Source organism: Ensifer sp. ENS09 (genome assembly GCF_014852425.1).
In the GTDB taxonomy this organism is placed as follows: domain Bacteria; phylum Pseudomonadota; class Alphaproteobacteria; order Rhizobiales; family Rhizobiaceae; genus Ensifer.
The window spans coordinates 101,485-119,482 of record NZ_JACVBP010000007.1 but is presented as its reverse complement, the minus strand read 5'-3'; the positions used below and the strand labels follow the sequence as shown (position 1 = coordinate 119,482).

Annotated in this window: 17 protein-coding genes; all 17 read left to right on the top strand. The window is 63.4% G+C overall.

The window, feature by feature from the left end; translation table 11 throughout:
• The first annotated feature begins 95 nt into the window (after positions 1–95).
• The 17 genes from sdhC to lpdA all read left to right on the top strand — a co-directional run bounded on the left by sdhC (position 96) and on the right by lpdA (position 17,849).
• Positions 96–488: a succinate dehydrogenase, cytochrome b556 subunit gene (gene sdhC, locus IB267_RS29385; RefSeq protein WP_034802580.1), complete on the top strand. Its 393-nt coding sequence runs from the start codon at positions 96–98 to the stop codon at positions 486–488.
• A gap of 17 nt (positions 489–505) precedes the next feature.
• Positions 506–886, top strand: coding sequence for a succinate dehydrogenase, hydrophobic membrane anchor protein (gene sdhD / locus IB267_RS29380; RefSeq protein WP_043613972.1), 381 nt, complete (start codon positions 506–508; stop codon positions 884–886).
• Positions 887–893: 7 nt separating this feature from the next.
• On the top strand, positions 894–2,735 hold the full coding sequence (sdhA, locus tag IB267_RS29375) for a succinate dehydrogenase flavoprotein subunit (RefSeq protein WP_192450975.1): 1,842 nt from the start codon (positions 894–896) through the stop codon (positions 2,733–2,735).
• Between the two features lie 18 nt (positions 2,736–2,753).
• Complete coding sequence (locus IB267_RS29370; RefSeq protein ID WP_034802573.1) at positions 2,754–3,533, top strand: succinate dehydrogenase iron-sulfur subunit; 780 nt, start codon at positions 2,754–2,756, stop codon at positions 3,531–3,533.
• Between the two features lie 300 nt (positions 3,534–3,833).
• The gene (locus IB267_RS29365; protein ID WP_043613967.1) at positions 3,834–4,379 is read left to right on the top strand and encodes a protease inhibitor Inh/omp19 family protein; all 546 of its coding nucleotides are present in this window, start codon (positions 3,834–3,836) and stop codon (positions 4,377–4,379) included.
• A 59-nt stretch (positions 4,380–4,438) separates the two neighbouring features.
• A complete protein-coding gene (gene zapE, locus IB267_RS29360; protein WP_192450974.1) occupies positions 4,439–5,593 on the top strand; it encodes a cell division protein ZapE in 1,155 nt (384 codons plus the stop codon).
• A 184-nt stretch (positions 5,594–5,777) separates the two neighbouring features.
• A complete protein-coding gene (gene mdh, locus IB267_RS29355) occupies positions 5,778–6,743 on the top strand; it encodes a malate dehydrogenase (RefSeq protein WP_034802565.1) in 966 nt (321 codons plus the stop codon).
• A gap of 112 nt (positions 6,744–6,855) precedes the next feature.
• Complete coding sequence (sucC, locus tag IB267_RS29350; protein WP_060521401.1) at positions 6,856–8,049, top strand: ADP-forming succinate--CoA ligase subunit beta; 1,194 nt, start codon at positions 6,856–6,858, stop codon at positions 8,047–8,049.
• A gap of 15 nt (positions 8,050–8,064) precedes the next feature.
• On the top strand, positions 8,065–8,967 hold the full coding sequence (sucD, locus tag IB267_RS29345) for a succinate--CoA ligase subunit alpha (protein ID WP_058321727.1): 903 nt from the start codon (positions 8,065–8,067) through the stop codon (positions 8,965–8,967).
• 247 nt (positions 8,968–9,214) lie between these two features.
• Positions 9,215–12,211: a 2-oxoglutarate dehydrogenase E1 component gene (locus IB267_RS29340; RefSeq protein ID WP_043613956.1), complete on the top strand. Its 2,997-nt coding sequence runs from the start codon at positions 9,215–9,217 to the stop codon at positions 12,209–12,211.
• A gap of 56 nt (positions 12,212–12,267) precedes the next feature.
• On the top strand, positions 12,268–13,506 hold the full coding sequence (gene odhB / locus IB267_RS29335; RefSeq protein ID WP_192450973.1) for a 2-oxoglutarate dehydrogenase complex dihydrolipoyllysine-residue succinyltransferase: 1,239 nt from the start codon (positions 12,268–12,270) through the stop codon (positions 13,504–13,506).
• 148 nt (positions 13,507–13,654) lie between these two features.
• Positions 13,655–14,071: an MAPEG family protein gene (locus tag IB267_RS29330; protein WP_371742660.1), complete on the top strand. Its 417-nt coding sequence runs from the start codon at positions 13,655–13,657 to the stop codon at positions 14,069–14,071.
• Between the two features lie 31 nt (positions 14,072–14,102).
• Positions 14,103–14,528 (top strand): VOC family protein, encoded by a 426-nt coding sequence (locus IB267_RS29325; protein ID WP_192450972.1) that lies wholly within the window; start codon positions 14,103–14,105, stop codon positions 14,526–14,528.
• Complete coding sequence (locus IB267_RS29320) at positions 14,525–15,166, top strand: LysE family translocator (RefSeq protein WP_192450971.1); 642 nt, start codon at positions 14,525–14,527, stop codon at positions 15,164–15,166. The genes IB267_RS29325 and IB267_RS29320 overlap by 4 nt, the downstream gene beginning before the upstream one ends.
• Positions 15,167–15,168: 2 nt before the next feature.
• Positions 15,169–15,669: a hypothetical protein gene (locus IB267_RS29315; protein ID WP_192450970.1), complete on the top strand. Its 501-nt coding sequence runs from the start codon at positions 15,169–15,171 to the stop codon at positions 15,667–15,669.
• A complete protein-coding gene (locus tag IB267_RS29310) occupies positions 15,666–16,418 on the top strand; it encodes an SDR family oxidoreductase (RefSeq protein ID WP_192450969.1) in 753 nt (250 codons plus the stop codon). Before IB267_RS29315 ends, IB267_RS29310 begins: the two co-directional genes overlap by 4 nt.
• 24 nt (positions 16,419–16,442) lie before the next feature.
• The gene (gene lpdA, locus IB267_RS29305; protein WP_192450968.1) at positions 16,443–17,849 is read left to right on the top strand and encodes a dihydrolipoyl dehydrogenase; all 1,407 of its coding nucleotides are present in this window, start codon (positions 16,443–16,445) and stop codon (positions 17,847–17,849) included.
• The last annotated feature ends 149 nt before the right edge of the window (positions 17,850–17,998 follow it).

The following is a 17,998-nucleotide window of genomic DNA, read 5'->3' as shown; positions in this document are numbered from 1 at the left end:
GGTCCGAATGACTGAATTGCGCACAATCAGGTGCGATACCGGACTAAAATCGTCCAGTTTTTTGGGCGGAAATCCGGGCATTCCGTGAGGTTCCGATGACGAATGTCACAAGAAGCCGGCCACTCTCGCCGCATCTTCAAATCTATAAACCTATCCCGACAATGGTGATGTCCATTGTGCACCGCATCACAGGTGGCGCGCTCTACTTCGGGACTATCCTCGTTGCCTGGTGGCTGATCGCCGCCGCGTCGGGCGCTGCCTATTACGACTGGGTCAGCTGGCTGTTCGGTACGCTGATCGGCAAGCTGGTGCTGTTCGGCTATACCTGGGCATTGGTGCACCACATGCTCGGTGGCTTGCGCCACTTCGCCTGGGATCTCGGCTACGGCTACGAGAAGCACTTCGCCACCAAGATGGCCAAGGCAACGATCATCGGTTCGGTGGCGCTGACGCTGCTGATCTGGGTGGTCGGCTATCTCGTTCGCTGACTGAGGGGAGAATACTCATGGATATGCGCACTCCTCTCGGCAAGGTTCGCGGTCTTGGCTCGGCCAAGGAAGGCACGGATCATTTCTGGCGCCAGCGCCTGACAGCCGTCGCCAACGTTCCGCTGTTGATCTTCTTCGTCATCTTCCTCGTTCGCTACGCAGGCGCCCCTTACGCGGATGTCCTTGCCGCGCTGGCGAACCCCTTCGTCGCCGTCGTCATGGCGCTCGTCGTGCTCTCGGGTCTCGTTCACATGCGGCTCGGCATGCAGGTGATCATCGAAGACTACGTGCATGGCGAAGGCATGAAGATCGTGCTTCTCATGCTCAATACATTTTTCACGATCGCGGTTGGCGGGCTCTGTCTCTTCGCCATCCTGAAGATCGCTTTTGCAGGGTAATTTCGCCATGGCATCGAACAGTTCACCCGCTGCAAACGGCAAGGCCTATCAATATGTCGATCACGCCTTCGACGTCGTCGTCGTCGGCGCCGGCGGCGCGGGCTTGCGCGCGACCCTCGGCATGGCCGAGCAGGGTCTGAAGACCGCCTGCATCACCAAGGTCTTCCCGACCCGCTCGCACACGGTTGCCGCCCAAGGCGGTATTGCCGCCTCGCTGCAGAACATGACGCCGGACAGCTGGCAGTGGCACCTCTACGACACCGTCAAGGGTTCCGACTGGCTCGGCGACGTCGACGCCATGCAGTATCTCGCCATGGAAGCGCCGAAGGCGGTCTATGAGCTCGAGCACTATGGCGTGCCGTTCTCGCGTAACGCCGAAGGCAAGATCTACCAGCGGCCGTTCGGCGGCCACATGCAGAACTACGGCGAAGGCCCGCCGGTACAGCGCACCTGCGCTGCCGCGGACCGTACCGGCCACGCCATCCTGCACACGCTCTATGGTCAGTCCCTGCGCAACAACGCCGAGTTCTTCATCGAGTATTTCGCGCTGGACCTGATCATGTCGGATGACGGCCGCTGCACGGGTGTCGTCGCCTGGAACCTCGACGACGGCACGATCCATCGCTTCTCCGCCAAGATGGTGGTGCTGGCGACCGGCGGTTACGGCCGCGCCTACTTCTCGGCCACTTCGGCGCACACCTGCACCGGCGACGGCGGCGGCATGATCGCTCGTGCCGGCCTGCCGCTGCAGGACATGGAGTTCGTCCAGTTCCACCCGACCGGTATTTACGGCGCGGGCTGCCTGATCACCGAAGGCGCACGCGGCGAAGGCGGCTATCTCGTCAACTCCGAAGGCGAGCGCTTCATGGAGCGCTATGCGCCGTCCGCCAAGGACCTTGCCTCGCGTGACGTCGTCTCGCGCTGCATGACGATGGAAATCCGTGAAGGCCGCGGCGTCGGCAAGAACAAGGACCACATCTTCCTGCACCTGGATCACCTCGATCCGGCCGTCCTGCACGAGCGCCTGCCGGGTATTTCGGAATCGGCGAAGATCTTTGCCGGCGTCGACGTGACGCGCGAGCCGATCCCGGTTCTGCCGACGGTGCACTACAACATGGGCGGCGTGCCGACCAACTACTGGGGCGAGGTGCTCAACGCCGACGCCCAGAACCCGGAGCGCATCGCGCCCGGCCTGATGGCCGTCGGCGAAGCCGGCTGCGCCTCGGTGCACGGTGCCAACCGCCTCGGCTCCAACTCGCTGATCGACCTCGTGGTCTTCGGCCGTGCCGCCGCCATCCGCGCCGGCCAGGTCATCGACCGCGACGAGGCCGTGCCGGAACTCAACAAGGCCGCCTGCGACCGGATCATGGACCGCTTCGACCGCCTGCGGAATGCCAATGGCTCGACGCCGACGGCGGTGCTGCGCGAGAAGATGCAGCGCGCCATGCAGGAAGACGCGGCCGTGTTCCGCACCCAGGAATCGCTGGAATCGGGCTGCAAGCGCATCTCGGCGATCTGGAAGGAACTGCCCGACATCAAGGTCACCGACCGCTCGATGATCTGGAACTCCGACCTCGTCGAGACGCTGGAACTCGAAAACCTCATGGCCAACGCCATCACGACGATCTACGGCGCCGAAGCGCGCAAGGAGAGCCGTGGTTCGCACGCCCGCGAGGACTTCACGGAGGGTCCGCTCGGCGGCCGCGACGACGTCAACTGGCGCAAGCACACGCTCGCCTGGGTCAACGAGGCCGGCGACGTCAAGCTCGACTACCGCCCCGTCCATACCGACCTGATCGCCGACGGCATCGATCCCAAGAAGATCGAGCCGAAGGCCCGCGTCTATTGATCTTGAGGAACAAGCCACATGGTTGAACTCGCTCTCCCCAAGAACTCGCAGATGACGGAAGGCAAGGTCTGGCCGAAGCCTGCCGGCGCGACCAATGTCCGCGAATACCGTATCTACCGCTGGAACCCGGATGACGGAGCCAATCCGCGCATCGATACCTTCTATATCGATGTCGACGATTGCGGCCCGATGGTGCTCGACGGTCTGCTCTACATCAAGAACAAGATCGACCCGACGCTAACGCTGCGCCGCTCCTGCCGCGAAGGCATCTGCGGCTCCTGCGCCATGAACATCGACGGCACCAACACGCTCGCCTGCACCAAGGGCATGGACGAGGTGAAGGGCGCGGTGAAGGTCTATCCGCTGCCGCACATGCCGGTTGTGAAGGACCTGGTTCCCGACCTCACCAACTTCTACGCCCAGCACCGCTCGATCGAGCCCTGGCTGAAGACGGTATCGCCGACTCCGGCCAAGGAATGGAAGCAGAGCCACGAGGACCGCCTCAAGCTCGACGGCCTCTACGAGTGCATTCTGTGCGCCTGCTGCTCGACCTCCTGTCCGAGCTATTGGTGGAACGGCGACCGCTACCTCGGTCCGGCGGTTCTGCTGCAGGCCTATCGCTGGCTGATCGATAGCCGCGACGAAGCGACCGGTGAGCGCCTCGACAACCTCGAGGATCCCTTCCGCCTCTATCGTTGCCACACGATCATGAACTGCGCCCAGGCCTGTCCGAAGGGCCTGAACCCGGCCAAGGCGATCGGCGAGATCAAGAAGATGCTGGTCGAGCGCCGCGTCTAATCGGTCGGACCGGAGATGAGCTTTTGGAAACGGCGGGCCATGGCTCGCCGTTTTCTGCTTTGCCCCTCTCCAGGACGGCGGACAATTCGTGATTGTGCCGGTGCGGGAGAGGCGGGTTGCCGGTCGGAGGCGAGGATACCTGGCGAGGCCGTGGCCGCCCGATCCGGCCGTTCGGACGTTTCAATCCTGCAACAGGTCGCCAGGAATCGTCGTCCCTTGATTTGTCAGGTGGATTTGCTGTATTTCGGCCTATATTATCGCGTTGCATCATGGTTCGCGGACACGAACAGGAGTAGGGATATGCGGGTAATTCATGCGGCGGCGGGGCTGGCGGTTGTGCTTGCGCTGACCGGATGCCAACGGACGTCGATGGGCGGTTTCAGCTCCCAGGACGCCTCGCCCGCTCCCATCCAGGCAGCACCGGTTCCGTCGGTTTCGTCGAACCAGCTTCCGGCGCCGACCGGAAACACCTCACAATTCCCGGCTGCACCGACGAGCGGCACGGCGATGCCCGGTACGGTTCAACAGCCCGGCACGCAGGTCGCTGCGGCGGCGGGCGGCGGACTTGACGTCACCAAGGAATCGATGGTCGGCAACTGGCGTGTTTCGAGTGCCGGCAGCTCCTGCGACATGTTCCTGACGCTCACCAATCTCGGCTCCGGCTCGCGCGGCGGCACCCGCGGCTGCGCCGGCGAACTGACGACCATGGGCTCCTGGGAAGTGGCCGGCAAGCAGGTGGTCCTCAAGGACCGCAACGGCAATGCCATCGCTCGCCTCTACAAGACGGCCGACGCCCGTTTCGACGGCTCGACCAATGGCGGTCAGCCGGTCAGCCTCAGCCGCTGACGCCTCTCCAGCCCGGTCTCGTGCCGGGCTTTTGTTTTCCGTCCCATCTCGGGTGAGACGTGCTCAATCCTGACGACAGCATTTACCGCAAGCTCGAAGCGCTCGTCGCCTGCGGCGAGCGCAAGCGTGACCCCGCGCAGTTTACGATCGCCCGGCGGTTCGATCATCTCTCGGCCGAGCTGCTCGCCAGCCGTCCGTCGCGCAAGACCAATGCGCTCGGCTGGCTGTTTGCCTCGCGCAAGAAGGACCATCCGCCGGTCAAGGGTCTCTACATCCACGGGGGCGTCGGGCGCGGCAAGACCATGCTGATGGACATGTTCTTCGACGCGGTGCCGATCCAGCGCAAGCGCCGGGCGCATTTCCACGAGTTCATGGCCGATGTGCACGAGCGCATCTACAAGCACCGGCAGAAGCTGAAGAACGGCGAGACCAAGCAGGCCGACCCGATCCCGCCCGTCGCCTCCGAGCTCTTCGGTGAAGCGCGGCTGCTCTGCTTCGACGAATTCACCGTGACCGATATCGCCGATGCGATGATCCTCGGCCGCCTGTTCGGCGAACTCTTCGCCAAGGGCTGCGTGCTGGTCGCGACCTCGAACGTCGCGCCCGACGATCTCTATCGCGACGGCCTCAACCGCGGCTTGTTCCTGCCCTTCATCGATCTCCTGAAGGCGAATGCCGAGGTCATCTCGCTGGATACGGACACCGATTACCGGCTGACGAAGACCGATGGCAGTCCGGTGTGGCTCTCGCCGCTCGGGCCCGAGGCGGATGCGGCGATGGCGCTCGCTTGGGCCCAGGAAACCCGTAACGAGGCCGCTGTCCCGACGGAAGTGCCGCGCAAGGGGCGCAAGATCCCCGTGCCGGCTGCGTCCGGCAAGAGTGCCCGCTTCAAATTTGCCGACCTCTGCCAGCAACCGCTTGGGGCTGCGGACTATCTGGCGATCCTCGAGCGCTATTCGACGATCTTCGTCGACCATGTGCCGCATCTCGGTCCGCACATGCGCAACGAGACCAAGCGGTTCATCCTCCTGGTCGACACGCTCTACGACAACGGTGCCCGGCTCTTTGCCTCGGCCGCGGCGCAGCCGCAGGATCTGCTGACCCAGAAGAAGGGCACGGAGGGCTTCGAGTTCGATCGCACGGTTTCGCGGCTGATCGAGATGCAAAGCGAGGAATATGCCGCCTCGCACCCCGCCAATATTGCTGTTTCGTGACGTGATCGTGGCGAAAACTCTTACGTTTACGTAAGAATTTTATGATCTAACCGATTGAAATTACTTCACCAAAAAGTATCGATTGATATTTTAACGTTTGCCGTTTAATGGCTTGCGGCGAAGGTTTGGCGTTTGCCGCGTTCCAGGCCTCGATCAGATTTGGGATCACAAAGGAAGCACTTTCATGGCGCGCAACAAGATCGCACTTATCGGTTCAGGGATGATTGGTGGTACGCTGGCACATCTCGCCGGCCTGAAGGAACTGGGCGACATCGTCCTCTTCGACATCGCCGACGGCATTCCGCAGGGCAAGGGTCTCGACATCGGTCAGTCCTCCCCGGTCGAAGGCTTCGACGTGAACCTGACGGGTGCCAGCGACTACTCCGCCATCGAAGGCGCCGACGTCTGCATCGTCACCGCCGGCGTTGCCCGCAAGCCGGGCATGAGCCGCGACGACCTGCTCGGCATCAACCTCAAGGTCATGGAACAGGTCGGCGCCGGCATCAAGAAGTATGCCCCGAACGCCTTCGTCATCTGCATCACCAACCCGCTCGACGCCATGGTGTGGGCGCTGCAGAAGTTCTCGGGCCTGCCGAAGAACAAGGTCGTCGGCATGGCCGGCGTTCTCGATAGCTCGCGCTTCCGCCTGTTCCTCTCCCAGGAATTCAACGTTTCGGTCCAGGACGTCACCGCCTTCGTTCTCGGCGGCCACGGCGACACCATGGTGCCGCTCGCCCGTTACTCGACGGTTGCCGGCATTCCGCTCACCGACCTCGTGCAGATGGGCTGGGTCACCAAGGAGCGCCTGGAAGAAATCATCCAGCGCACCCGTGACGGCGGCGCCGAAATTGTCGGTCTGCTCAAGACCGGTTCGGCCTACTACGCACCGGCCGCTTCGGCGATCGAAATGGCTGAGGCCTACCTCAAGGACAAGAAGCGCGTTCTGCCTTGCGCTGCGCACCTGACCGGCCAGTACGGCGTCAAGGACATGTATGTCGGCGTACCGACCGTCATCGGCGCCGGCGGCGTCGAGCGCATCATCGAGATCGATCTCAACAAGGCCGAGAAGGAAGCGTTCGACAAGTCCGTCGCTTCGGTCGCCGGTCTTTGCGAAGCCTGCATTGGCATTGCGCCGAGCCTGAAGCAGTAATCGCGTCCCGCTGAGCGGACGCTCCGTCGCCGCTCGGCCTCTTTGTTTTTGCCGCATTGGTGCGGGTAGGTGCCCCACCTGCCCGCACAATGCTCCAGACAGGAAAAACACCATGAACATTCATGAATACCAGGCCAAGGCTCTCCTGAAGAGCTACGGCGCACCGGTCGCGGAAGGTGTCGCGATCTTCTCGGCTGACGAAGCTGAAGCCGCTGCAAAGTCGCTCCCGGGCCCGCTCTACGTGGTCAAGAGCCAGATCCATGCCGGCGGCCGCGGCAAGGGCAAGTTCAAGGAACTGTCCGCCGACGCCAAGGGCGGCGTTCGTCTTGCCTTCTCGATCGACGAAGCCAAGGCTCATGCCAAGGAAATGCTCGGCAACACGCTCGTCACCGCCCAGACCGGCCCCGCCGGCAAGCAGGTGAACCGCCTCTACATCGAGGACGGCGCCGACATCGAACGCGAACTCTATCTGTCGCTGCTCGTCGACCGCTCGGTCGGCCAGGTTGCCTTCGTCGTTTCGACGGAAGGCGGCATGGACATCGAGGCTGTTGCGCACGACACGCCGGAAAAGATCGTCAACGTCGCGATCAACCCGGAAGCCGGCGTCACCGCCGCTGATCTCGCCAAGCTCACGGCTGCCCTGAAGCTCGAAGGTGAAGCCAAGGCTGACGCCGAAAAGCTCTTCCCGATCCTTTATAAGGCCTTTGTCGAGAAGGACATGAGCCTGCTCGAGATCAACCCGCTGATCGTCATGAAGAACGGCCGCATGCGCGTTCTCGACGCCAAGGTCTCGTTCGACGGCAACGCGCTGTTCCGCCATGACGACATCAAGGCGCTGCGCGACGAAACCGAAGAAGACGCCAAGGAAATCGAGGCCTCGAAGTGGGATCTCGCCTATGTCGCGCTCGACGGCAACATCGGCTGCATGGTCAACGGCGCCGGCCTCGCCATGGCGACGATGGACATCATCAAGCTCTACGGCAAGGAGCCGGCGAACTTCTGCGACGTCGGCGGCGGCGCCGGCAAGGAGAAGGTTGCGGCAGCCTTCAAGATCATCACGGCCGACCCGAAGGTCGAGGGCATCCTCGTCAACATCTTCGGCGGCATCATGAAGTGCGATGTCATCGCTGAAGGCGTCGTCGCGGCCGTGCAGGAAGTCGGCCTCAAGGTTCCGCTGGTCGTTCGTCTCGAAGGCACGAATGTCGAGCTTGGCAAGAAGATCCTGAACGAATCCGGCCTGGCGATCACCGCCGCCGACGATCTGGACGATGCTGCCAAGAAGATCGTCGCCGCGATCAACGGCTAACTGAAGGACCACCTCATGTCGATTCTCGTTAACAAGAACACCAAGGTCCTCGTTCAGGGCCTGACCGGCAAGACCGGCACCTTCCATACCGAACAGGCGCTTGCCTATTACGGCACGCAGATGGTCGGCGGCATTCACCCGAAAAAGGGCGGCGAAACCTGGACCGGTTCCAAGGGCGAAACCCTGCCGATCTTCGCCTCGGTTGCCGAAGGCCGTGAAAAGACCGGTGCGGACGCATCCGTGATCTACGTTCCGCCGGCAGGTGCCGCGGACGCGATCATCGAGGCGATCGATGCGGAAATCCCGTTCATCACCTGCATCACCGAAGGCATCCCGGTTGCCGACATGGTGCGCGTCAAGGCTCGCCTCGACCGCTCCAAGTCGCGCCTGCTCGGCCCGAACTGCCCCGGTATCCTGACGCCGGAAGAATGCAAGATCGGCATCATGCCGGGCTCGATCTTCCGCAAGGGTTCGGTCGGTATCGTCTCGCGCTCCGGCACGCTCACCTATGAAGCCGTGTTCCAGACCTCCAACGAGGGCCTCGGCCAGACGACGGCTGTCGGCATCGGCGGCGACCCGGTCAAGGGCACCGAGTTCATCGACGTGCTCGAGATGTTCCTGGCCGACGAAGCCACGACCTCGATCATCATGATCGGCGAAATCGGCGGCTCGGCCGAAGAGGATGCTGCACAGTTCCTCATCGACGAAGCGAAGAAGGGCCGCAAGAAGCCGATGGCCGGCTTCATCGCTGGCCGTACCGCGCCGAAGGGCCGCACCATGGGTCACGCCGGCGCTGTCGTTTCCGGCGGCAAGGGCGATGCGGAATCCAAGATTGCAGCGATGGAGCAGGCAGGCATCCGCGTGTCGCCTTCGCCGGCTCGTCTCGGCAAGACGCTCGTCGAAGTCCTCAAGGGCTGATCGCAAGACTTCTGACCGGGGCGGAGCGATCCGGCCCGGTCAATCTGCAGTCCGCGTGTTTCCTTGGCTGATGCAAGATCAGGATACGCGGCAATGAAGTGCCACGGTGACCCGGCGCGTCCTCGAGGATGCGCGGCACCGTAGGAAAAAGGCCCGGCGCCCGGACGCGCCGAACGAACATGAACGACCGGGATACCCGGCAACCCAACTTCAGTCAGGAGGCGGACAGATCAGTCCGCGTGAGACCATGACAAGGCAAGAGGCCAACGAGCAATTCCAGCTCACTTCGTTTCTGGACGGCGCCAACGCCGCCTATATCGAGCAGCTCCATGCACGCTACGAGGCGGACCCGGCGTCCGTGTCGGCCGAATGGCAGGCCTTCTTCAAGGCGCTCGCCGACCGGCCGGAAGATGTGGTGAAGGCAGCCAAGGGCGCCTCCTGGAAAAAGAACAACTGGCCGATCCCGGCCAATGGCGAACTGGTCTCGGCGCTCGACGGCGACTGGGGCACGGTCGAAAAGGTCATCGAGAAAAAGGTCAAGGCGAAGGTTGAGGAAACGGCCGCCGCCACCGGTACCGTTGCCAGCGCCGCCGACATCCACCAGGCGACGCGCGATTCCGTCCGCGCCATCATGATGATCCGCGCCTACCGCGCCCGCGGGCACCTGCATGCCAAGCTTGACCCGCTCGGCCTTGCTGCCGCGGTTGAGGACTACAACGAGCTGTCGCCGTCGAACTACGGTTTCGAGGACAAGGATCTCGACCGCAAGATTTTCATCGACAACGTGCTCGGCCTCGAATACGCGACGGTTCGCGAGATGGTCGAAATCCTTGAGCGCACCTACTGCTCGACGATCGGCGTCGAGTTCATGCACATGTCCAACCCGGAAGAGAAGGGCTGGATCCAGGAGCGCATCGAAGGTCCGGACAAGGGCGTCGACTTCACCCCCGAAGGCAAGAAGGCGATCCTGCAGAAGCTGATCGAGTCGGAAGGCTTCGAGCAGTTCATCGACGTCAAGTACAAGGGCACCAAGCGCTTTGGTCTCGACGGCGGCGAATCGCTCATCCCGGCGCTCGAGCAGATCATCAAGCGCGGCGGCCAGGAAGGCCTCAAGGAAATCGTTCTCGGCATGGCCCACCGCGGCCGTCTGAACGTGCTTTCCCAGGTCATGGCAAAGCCGCACCGCGCCATCTTCCACGAGTTCAAGGGTGGTTCCTACGCGCCTGACGATGTCGAAGGTTCGGGCGACGTGAAGTACCACCTCGGTGCGTCTTCCGACCGCGAATTCGACGGCAACAAGGTTCACCTGTCGCTGACGGCGAACCCGTCGCACCTGGAAATCGTCAACCCTGTGGTCATGGGCAAGGCCCGCGCCAAGCAGGACCAGATGGCGACCGTCTTTGAAGGCGACATCATTCCGCTGCGCGAACGCTCCAAGGTCATGCCGCTGCTGCTGCATGGCGATGCGGCGTTTGCCGGCCAGGGCGTGATTGCCGAAATCCTCGGCCTTTCCGGTCTGCGCGGCCACCGCGTTGCCGGTACGGTTCACTTCATCATCAACAACCAGATCGGCTTCACCACCAATCCGGCCTTCTCGCGCTCGTCGCCCTATCCGTCCGACGTCGCCAAGATGATCGAAGCGCCGATCTTCCACGTCAACGGCGACGATCCGGAAGCGGTCGTCTACGCGGCCAAGATCGCCACCGAATTCCGGATGAAGTTCCACAAGCCTGTCGTCATCGACATGTTCTGCTACCGCCGCTTCGGCCACAACGAAGGCGACGAGCCGGCGTTCACGCAGCCGAAGATGTACAAGGTCATCCGCGGCCACAAGACGGTCGTTCAGCTCTATTCGGACCGACTGATCGCCGAAGGCCTGATCTCCGAAGGCGAAGTCGAGAAGATGAAGGCCGACTGGCGCGCCCACCTCGAGCAGGAGTTCGAGGCCGGCCAGTCCTACAAGCCGAACAAGGCCGACTGGCTCGATGGTGCCTGGTCTGGTCTGCGCTCGGCCGACAACCAGGACGAACAGCGCCGCGGCAAGACCTCGGTACCGATGAAGCAGCTGAAGGAAGTCGGTCGCAAGATCTCCGAGATCCCGGCAGGCTTCAACGCGCACCGCACGATCCAGCGCTTCATGGAAAACCGCGCCAACATGATCCAGACCGGCGAAGGCGTCGACTGGGCCATGGCTGAAGCGCTTGCTTTCGGCACGCTCTGCGTCGAGGGCACCAAGATCCGCCTGTCGGGCCAGGACTGCGAACGCGGCACCTTCTCGCAGCGCCACTCGGTTCTCTACGATCAGCAGTCCGAAGAGCGCTACATCCCGCTCGCCAACCTGTCGCCGACCCAGGCACGTTACGAAGTCATCAACTCGATGCTTTCGGAAGAGGCGGTTCTCGGCTTCGAATACGGCTACTCGCTCGCTCGTCCGAACGCGCTGACCCTCTGGGAAGCCCAGTTCGGCGACTTCGCCAACGGTGCACAGGTCGTCTTCGACCAGTTCATCTCGTCGGGCGAACGCAAGTGGCTGCGCATGTCGGGTCTCGTCTGCCTGCTGCCGCACGGCTATGAGGGCCAGGGTCCGGAGCACTCGTCGGCTCGCCTCGAGCGCTTCCTGCAGCTTTGCGCCGAAGACAACATGCAGGTCGCCAACGTCACGACGCCGGCGAACTACTTCCACATCCTGCGCCGCCAGGTGAAGCGCGACTTCCGCAAGCCGCTGATCCTGATGACGCCGAAGTCGTTGCTGCGTCACAAGCGTGCGGTCTCCAGCCTGTCGGAAATGGCCGGCGAGAGCTCGTTCCACCGCCTGCTGTGGGACGATGCCGAGGTGATCAAGGATGGCCCGATCAAGCTGCAGAAGGATTCCAAGATCCGTCGCGTCGTGCTCTGCTCGGGCAAGGTCTACTACGACCTGCTCGAAGAACGCGAAAAGCGCGGCATCGACGACATCTACCTGCTGCGCGTCGAACAGCTCTATCCGTTCCCGGCCAAGGCGCTCATCAACGAGCTCAGCCGCTTCCGCAACGCGGAGATGGTCTGGTGCCAGGAAGAGCCGAAGAACATGGGCGGCTGGTCGTTCATCGACCCGTACCTGGAATGGGTTCTCGCCCATATCGACGCCAAGTATCAGCGCGTGCGCTACACCGGCCGTCCGGCCGCCGCATCGCCGGCGACGGGCCTGATGTCGAAGCACCAGGCGCAGCTTGCCGCCTTCCTCGAGGACGCGCTGGGGGGCTGATGCTCCCCTCGCTCTGAGCCAATAGAAACAGATATCTGATCAACGGAACAAAAATCATGGCAACAGAAATCCGCGTTCCCACCCTTGGCGAGTCCGTCAGCGAAGCGACCGTCGGCACCTGGTTCAAGAAGGTCGGCGACGCCATCAAGGCCGATGAACCCCTGCTCGAACTCGAAACCGACAAGGTGACGATCGAAGTTCCGGCGCCGGCCGCAGGCACGCTGTCGGAGATCGTCGCGCAGGCCGGCGAGACCGTCGGTCTCGGCGCGCTGCTCGGCCAGATCGCTGCAGGTGCGGCCGGCGCCGCTGCGGCTCCGGCCGCTGCCGCTGAAAAGAAGGCCGAGCCGGCTGCTGCCGCTCCGGCTGCCTCGGCTGCTGTTGCAGCACCTGCCGCCTCGTCGATGCCGCCGGCACCGTCGGCCGGCAAGCTGCTTGCCGAAAACAACCTCTCGGCCGACCAGGTCGACGGCTCCGGCAAGCGTGGCCAGGTGCTGAAGGGCGACGTGCTTGCTGCCGTTGCCAAGGGCATCTCGACCCCGGCCGCGTCCGAGCCGGCCAAGGTCCAGGCCCGTGCACCGTCGACGGCGGAAGACGTCGTTCGCGAAGAGCGCGTCAAGATGACCCGCCTGCGCCAGACGATCGCCCGTCGCCTCAAGGACGCGCAGAACACTGCCGCCATGCTCACCACCTACAACGAGGTGGACATGAGCGCGGTCATGTCGCTGCGCAACAAGTACAAGGACATCTTTGAAAAGAAGCACGGCGTGAAGCTCGGCTTCATGGGCTTCTTCACTAAGGCCGTCACCCACGCGCTGAAGGAAATCCCGGCCGTCAACGCCGAGATCGACGGCACCGACATCATCTACAAGAACTACTGCCACATCGGCGTCGCCGTCGGCACGGACAAGGGTCTTGTGGTTCCGATCGTTCGCGATGCCGACCAGATGTCGATCGCGGAGGTCGAAAAGGACATCGGCCGTCTCGGCAAGGCTGCCCGTGACGGCGCACTGTCGATGGCCGACATGCAGGGCGGCACCTTCACCATCTCCAACGGTGGTGTCTACGGTTCGCTGATGTCCTCGCCGATCCTCAACGCACCGCAGTCGGGCATCCTCGGCATGCACAAGATCCAGGAGCGTCCGGTCGCCATCGGCGGCCAGGTCGTCATCCGTCCGATGATGTACCTCGCGCTCTCCTACGATCACCGCATCGTCGACGGCAAGGAAGCCGTGACCTTCCTCGTGCGCGTCAAGGAAAGCCTGGAAGATCCGGAACGCCTGGTTCTCGATCTCTAATATCCGCAAGCGGCGGGGGCGTCCTTCATGCCCCCGCCCTTCGCCGTCCGCGATCACGCACGGCGAGAACCGTCCCTGCGGCCCGGCCGGAGAGACTGGCCCTCAGGGCCGATGATGCCGATCCGAACCGCTCCTGCGATTGCGAGGGATGATGGAAGCCGCTGCAGCGTCGACTGAAATCTGGGTGCTTGGCTGGAGCGTGGTGTTCCTGATCGTGCACATCCTGGTGCAGGCACTGTCGCTCGATCTGTCCGGCGATTTCACGATCAGATACCTGCTCGGCCCACGCGACGAGCAACGGGCGCCCAAGAGCGTGGTGTCCGGTCGTCTGCTGCGCTCGCTTCACAACATGCTGGAGACCTATCCGGCCTTCGTCGCTCTCGCCCTTGCACTGGCGGTGACCGGCAAGACCGGTGGTCTTGGCGCCATCGGCGCGGCGACCTGGCTTCAGGCACGGGTGGTTTACACCGTTCTCTACGTGGCCGGCGTTCCGGTCCTGCGTACCCTCGTCTGGTTCGTGTCGATCATCGCGCTTGTGCTGATGGTCGTCCGGCTCATGGCATAGCATCCCGGCGACAAGGCAAGAGGAGACCGGCATGGCATTCGGACCCGACGTTCCGCCGATCCAGGCGCATATCTGCGTCAAGGACGGGCTTGCTGCCATCGCTTTTTACGAGAAGGCGCTCGGTGCGGTGAACACCTTCCACGCGATGGCCGAAGACGGCAAGCGCGTCATGCACGCCAATCTGGCGATCCACGGCGGCGAAGTGATGCTGCACGACGAGTTCCCCGAATTCGGCGGCAGCGTGATGTCGCCCAACACGATCGGCGGCACCGGCGTTGCGATCTGCATCAACCTGGCGAAGCCGGCCGATGTCGACGCTGCCTACGACCGGGCGATGGCCGCCGGGGCATCGACAGTTCTGGAGCCGCAGGATACCTTCTGGCACGCACGCTACGCGCGCATAAAGGATCCCTTCGGCCACGTCTGGGCCTTCAACGCACCGGTCGCAAACCCATGAGCCAGTATTTCTTCGAACTCGCATCGCTGATGGCGATCTTCGCCTTCGCCATCGTCTCCCCCGGCGCCGATCTCGCCATGGTCATGCGCCAATCGATCGTGCATGGCCGCCGCCCGGCGATCATCACGTCCTTCGGCATCGGCACGTCGCTGATGTTCCATGTGACCTACACGATCCTCGGCCTCGGGCTGATCATTTCGCAGTCGATCTATCTGTTCAACATCGTCAAATGGTGCGGTGTCGCTTACCTGATCTATATCGGCATCAAGGCGCTGCGCGCCGGCCAGACGGAGATCAAGGTCGACCACACGGAAGGCAACGGGTCGATCAAGGGCCAGTCGGCGGCCAAGGCCTTCGGCCTCGGCTTTGCCGCCAACGCGCTCAACCCCAAGCCGGTGTTCTTCTTCCTGTCGATCTTCTCGACGGTCGTTCACGCCCATACGCCGATGATGATCAAGTTCGGCTACGGCCTTGTCATGGCGACCTGCCTGATCGCGTGGTTCGTCGGCGTCAGCATGTTCATGACGACGCCGCGCATGCGCGCCGCCTTCACTCGCGCCAGCAAGTGGATCGACCGCGCCAGCGGCGTGGTGTTCATCGCGCTCGGCCTCAAGCTTGCGACGGAGAAGGCTGTCTGATCATGCTCTCCGGTCGTCTCCTTTCAGCCCTGTTCGGCCTTGTCTTTACTGCGCCGGCGATCGCCGCCGACTGCAAGCAGTCGCACGCGATCTACGGCGACCGCGACGGGGCCTACGAGCTGCGTTTCGAACCGGTCGGCTCGGCAAGCGCCGCGACCAGCAACCACTTCAAGGTGGCGGTGCTGAAGCCCGGCCTGCTGCTCGATGGCGTCGTCATGCCGGCGGGCGAGCCGGAACGGGCGACCGGGCTGATCATGCACAATTGCCCCGAGGGGGATGCGACCGGCGAGGAACTGCGCGCCTGTACTGTGTGGCAGGGTGTGGTCTACGCGCTCGACAAGGCCGGGGCGATCAGCGAGATCCCGCAAGAGACCGAGACGGCGGCCGAGCAACTGCTGCTTCCCGATTTCGGGCCGTCGCTTCGCGCTTCGACGGCCTGGGGCAAGGGCAAGGCCGAGGCCGACAGTTGGGATGCCTTCACCTTCAAGGGATGCGCCGCATGAGTGCGAGCCCTGTTCTTCTCGTGACCGGCGGCAGCCGCGGCATCGGCGCGGCAATCTGCCTTGGTGCGGCGAAAGCCGGCTGGCGGGTCGCCGTCAACTATGCGTCGAACCGCGATGCGGCCGATGCGGTCGTCGGCGCGATAGAGCGGGCCGGCGGCACGGCGATCGCGGTTCAGGGCGATGTCGGCTCCGAGGCGGATATTCAGGCGATCTTTGCGGCTGTCGATGCCGCCTTCGGCCGGCTGGACGGTCTCGTCAACAATGCCGGCATTGTCGGCCCGACCGAACGGGTCGACGAAATGTCGCCCGAGCGGCTCGAACGCATGTTCCGCATCAACGTCACCGGTTCCATCCGCTGTGCGGCGGAGGCCGTCCGGCGCATGTCGACACGTTACGGGCACCACGGCGGCGTCATCGTCAACATCTCCTCGGTCGCTGCCACGCTCGGCTCGCCAGGACAATATGTCGACTACGCCGCCTCAAAGGGCGCGATCGACACGCTTACCATCGGCCTCGCACGCGAGGTCGCGACCGAGGGCATCCGCGTCAACGCGATCCGCCCCGGCATCATCGATACCGAGATCCACGCTTCCGGCGGTCTGCCGGACCGGGCGCGCGATCTTGCCTCCACCATTCCCGTTCAGCGACCCGGCACGGCCGAGGAAGTCGCTGACGCGGTTCTCTACCTCCTGTCGGATAAGGCGACTTATGTGACGGGGGCAATTCTCAATGTCAGCGGCGGACGGTAACCGTCCTGAAGGAAGGATATTCTAATGGCTTATGATCTCATCGTTATCGGCAGTGGCCCCGGCGGCTATGTCTGCGCCATCAAGGCGGCTCAGCTCGGCCTGAAGGTTGGCGTCGTAGAGAAGCGCGCCACCTACGGCGGCACCTGCCTCAACATCGGCTGCATCCCGTCGAAGGCGCTGCTGCATGCTTCCGAGGTGTTCCATCAGGTCGCCCACGGCGTCGATACGCTCGGCGTCGAAGTCGCGGCGCCGAAGCTGAACCTCGAAAAGATGATGGCGCACAAGGACGCGACCGTTAAGGCCAACGTCGACGGCGTCTCGTTCCTGTTCAAGAAGAACAAGATCGACGGCATCCAGGGCACCGGCAAGGTGCTCGGCCAGGGCAAGGTCTCCGTCACCAACGACAAGGGCGAGGAACAGATCCTCGAAACCAAGAACATCGTGATCGCCACCGGCTCCGACGTTGCCGGCATTCCGGGCGTCAAGGTCGACATCGACGAGAAGGTCATCATCTCGTCCACCGGCGGCATCGCGCTCGAAAAGGTTCCGGCCAACATGATCGTCGTCGGCGGCGGTGTCATCGGTCTCGAACTCGGCTCGGTCTGGGCCCGTCTCGGCGCCAAGGTCACCGTTGTCGAGTATCTCGATTCGATCCTCGGCGGCATGGACGGCGAGGTCTCCAAGCAGTTCCAGCGCATGCTGGCCAAGCAGGGCATGGACTTCAAGCTCGGCGCCAAGGTGACCGGCGTTGTCAAGGACGGCAAGGGCGCCAAGGTGACCTTCGAGCCGGTCAAGGGCGGTGACGCTGTGACGCTCGATGCCGACGTGGTGCTGATCGCCACCGGCCGCCGCCCCTACACCGACGGTCTCGGCCTCGATACGGCCGGCGTCGTCATGGACCAGCGCGGTCGCGTCGAGATCGACAATCACTTCCAGACGAGCGTTGCAGGCATTTACGCGATCGGCGACGTCGTGCGCGGCCCGATGCTCGCCCACAAGGCGGAAGACGAAGGTGTCGCCGTTGCCGAAATCCTCGCCGGTCAGGCCGGTCACGTGAACTATGACGTAATCCCCGGGGTCGTCTACACCCAGCCGGAAGTCGCCTCCGTCGGCAAGACTGAGGAAGAGCTGAAGGCCGCGGGCGTCGCCTACAAGGTCGGCAAGTTCCCGTTCACGGCCAACGGCCGCGCACGGGCGATGCAGGTGACCGACGGTTTCGTCAAGATCCTCGCCGACAAGGAAACCGACCGGGTGCTCGGCGGCCATATCGTCGGCTTCGGCGCCGGCGAGATGATCCACGAGATTGCCGTGCTGATGGAATTCGGCGGTTCGTCGGAAGACCTCGGCCGCACCTGCCACGCACACCCGACCATGTCGGAAGCGGTCAAGGAAGCGGCGCTGTCGACCTTCTTCAAGCCCATCCACATGTAAGGAACATGCAGGGGGCTGTGATCACGCGGCCCCTTGTTCCCGGCCGCGTTTCGTGCGTGCCGGCTGCCCCTTGTGGCCATTGCTCACTCAGTGGCGTCAACGCCCGCTGACATTGTCGCCATCGGCAGTCCTGTTCGCAAGCGACCGTA